Source organism: Desulfobotulus mexicanus (assembly GCF_006175995.1).
Classification (GTDB): Bacteria; Desulfobacterota; Desulfobacteria; order Desulfobacterales; family ASO4-4; genus Desulfobotulus; species Desulfobotulus mexicanus.
This window is the reverse complement of the sequence record NZ_VDMB01000059.1, coordinates 1-2,857: the sequence shown is the minus strand read 5'-3', so window position 1 is coordinate 2,857 and position 2,857 is coordinate 1. Positions and strand designations below refer to the sequence as shown.

1 protein-coding gene is annotated in these 2,857 nt (G+C 51.9%); it reads left to right on the top strand.

Annotation, left to right across the window (positions count from 1 at the left end; translation table 11 throughout):
- Positions 1 to 734 precede the first annotated feature (734 nt).
- On the top strand, positions 735 to 2,857 hold a 2,123-nt coding region (locus tag FIM25_RS16830), incomplete at its 3' end, for a hypothetical protein (protein ID WP_139451009.1).

Below are 2,857 nucleotides of genomic sequence, written 5' to 3'. Positions count from 1 at the left end.
GCGTTCAACAGGGTTGTTGCGCTGAAAGCTCTGAGTAATAAACTCGCCAGAGCTTCTTACTATATCATGAGAGATCAGGTCCCCTATGATGCAAATAAGCTTTTTAACACACAAGATGAGGATGGTTTCAGAACTCCCCGATGATGAAGGTTTATCGACCCAAAGCTCCCGGAAGATGAATCTGGGATAATTTGGGTCCCCATTCATCTTCCGGGAGCTTTGGAGGACCCAGCCTCCAGAGACATACTGAATAAATATCGTTTTGGGAACAGCAGTTAGCCGGTAAAGGGGTTGATTCAAACTCACTGGGTCTGATTGGGGGCTGTTGTTCCCTTTAAATAACAGACTGGCTGCATTTGCAAAAGTTTGATTCGCCTGTGTCGTGAACCTATTTTGGGGCTGGTTATAAAAACCATATGGTCTGATAAAAACAACTGGACACGATACGGAACTGAAGATTTTCTGGTCCGCCTTCTGGCGGAGGGGGCTGCCGGTTCTGTACAACAGAACACAGCAAGCCTGGATCCCGATGGGTGACTGGTGCGGATCATTATTCCGCCATCCCAATAAAATTGAAATTTCAGATGCGAATTCAGACAGGCCACCTGCACCATTCTGAGTTAACCGTAATCAAGCAAAAAAAGAGGTGACGCTTGAACAGGAGAGGTGTTTTTTTACTTGACAGGTCCTTTAAATGGGTGACCCCTTTTTGGGTGTTTTTGAAAAGGAACACCATGGCCGAATCAGAAATTTTAGCCGATCTTGGCGGCGGCAGATACAGGGTCCGTCTTCTGAGAAACTGGCAGCACATGGACCAGCAGATGCAGATGCTGACAGAAACCCTTGAACAGATTCAGCCCGAGGCCAGCCTGCTGGAAGAAGAACTGGCAGGCCTTGAAGCAGAGCAAAAAGCCCTGTCCGACAAGCTGGACGCGGCCATCATTTCATACAGGCAAGCCATGGCCGCAGACCCCTCCTCCGCATCCATGGCGGGTATTCAGAAAGTGATGCAGGAAAAAAACCAGCTGACCGTGGGCATCCGCTCCCGAAGGCTGAAGCTCCAGCGGCTCCATGCCCGGATTCTCACCCTTGAGATCCGCCGGCAGACTTTACAGGATCTTAAAAATGACCGGATGCAGGATATCCGGGAGGTTTGGTGTGCGGACTGCACCCAGGGGCTTTCCGGCACCGTAGCTACTTTGGAAGTGAACGGGGAGCCGGAGCAGGTGCTGCTGGCACCGGGAACCCGGCCCACGCCTCCGGATTTCCCCGAAGGGTATCTCATGCCTGCCATGGCCATGACCACGGCGCAGGCCGTACTCAACTGGACCCTTTTCCCCGGATGGCAGAAATGGAAGCCCACCGTCCGGACGGGGATTCTGCTGGAGAGGAATCTGGACACACATAAGGGGCGGGTACGGCTGGATGATGCCAGATCCCACATCGGCGGCATGGGCATCAATGGTTTGGAGCTGCTGGAAGAGGTACCCATTGAGTATATGTCCTGCGGGGCCTCGGCCTTTGAGGAGGGGGATTCGGTGCTGGTGGCGTTTCGGGAGCAGGACCCGGAAAAACCCGTGGTCATCGGCTTTGTGGAAGAGCCACGACCCTGCGTGACCACCATTATTCTGCGGGTGGTTTTCCACCGCTGTGCCCTGTACTGGGATGTGGTCAATGATGATTTTGCAGACATCCCCTGGCAGGCCCCCGAGGGCTGGCAGACGGGAGATCCATGGCCCGAAGGCTGGCCCGAGGGTCTGAACTACGGCCCACCCTCCAAGTGGCAGACGGGGGAACCATGGCCCTATACAAGGCATCTGAAAAGAATTTTGCAGTATGACGACGATGGCCAGCGGCTGCATTTTGAAATGGAACAGGGGCATAAGCACTTTATACGGAATGGGGAGGTGGGACAGGCCTTTACAAAGGAAAACAGGCACCAGAGGCATCACCCGAGGAGGAGTTTTAGTGAATACCGGAGCGATTATAATAATCCGGGTTTTGATGGCGATATTTTAGACTATTTAAATGCGGGATCTCTTATGTCATGGAAGGACTGGTCATGCTCCAAATCAACTTTCAGGTGTGCATTGATTTTCAGGTATTACAGGACCAACATGGACTATGGCGATATGGAATTTCTTGTTCCTATCGGGTGGAACCTTACGAACACAGATATCAATTTTGTATTTGAAAGTACAGAGCTGCACCCCGGACCCATCATCCTGAGGGATGCGAGATATGATTTTAATGGGGCTGCGTATTGGGTTCTGTGGGATGATATGTCAGATCCATTGCCAGGGTGCCCACCGGGTGGTGCCCACACATATGTTATTGATCAGGACACCTTTTTTGAGATCCGGGAAGCTTTTTACGAACATAACGGGGAAATCCAGTGGTCCGGTGGTTCTGAACCTTTCGGGATCTATTGGAAGGCCCGAAGGAATCTGCAACGCCGCTATGAACTGGAATCGGGTTATTTCAACGTTACCAATAAAATCTATTCTTACAGGTTTTCCTGCCAGGCAGTCACCTTGCAGGATCTTAAAGTAAAGAGCCTTACCAATTTACGCTTTCCGTCCGGGAGACACCCCGTCTGGGATGCGGCATGGACCATGGACAGTTCCCGCCTATGGCATACCGCCGTTGTGCTGGAACATCTGCGTGCTGTGTCTCCGCCACCGGATAAAGACGAAGAATATCTGCAATTCCGTGATTATGGTCATGACGGGGGATATAGAATGAGCCCCACGCGTTCGATAGGAAATGTTCACAGGGGGGGTGAATGGGGACCCGCTTCCATTGGTTTCAAGACGGCATACCCCCGCATCCGCAGCTGTCTCTTATACAATCTCCG